The following is a 354-nucleotide window of genomic DNA, read 5'->3' on the forward strand; positions in this document are numbered from 1 at the left end:
ATTTATACATGCTACATCGGATAAAGGGAGGGTATATGGGAGGACTTCCCTGGGTTGCTTATTAATTCATTCTGGTCAATGGGAGGATTTTAATAAACAACTAGAAACGATTCCTCTAAACGTGCATTTTAAAGTTGTACTAAAAAGAACAAAATAATAAATATGAAAAAGAACCATGCATTTGTATTATTGGCTTTATTAATAGCATTTACCTTATTCGGAGAAATAAAGGGCGGATTTATTCCATATGTAGAATTCGTACAGATAAACTTAGACAAAAATGATAGTTTATATACTTTGCATCGAATCTCTGCTGATTCGGGGAGTATATATGAGACTCGAAATATGCCGTTT

General features: G+C 32.8%; 1 protein-coding gene. It reads left to right on the plus strand.

Annotation, left to right across the window (positions count from 1 at the left end; genetic code table 11):
* Positions 1-162: 162 nt before the first annotated feature.
* Positions 163-354: hypothetical protein (locus tag OCV73_RS14490; RefSeq protein WP_147553345.1), on the plus strand; the 192-nt coding region annotated here is incomplete at its 3' end.

This window comes from Barnesiella propionica, from assembly GCF_025567045.1.
Lineage (GTDB): Bacteria > Bacteroidota > Bacteroidia > Bacteroidales > Barnesiellaceae > Barnesiella_B > Barnesiella_B propionica.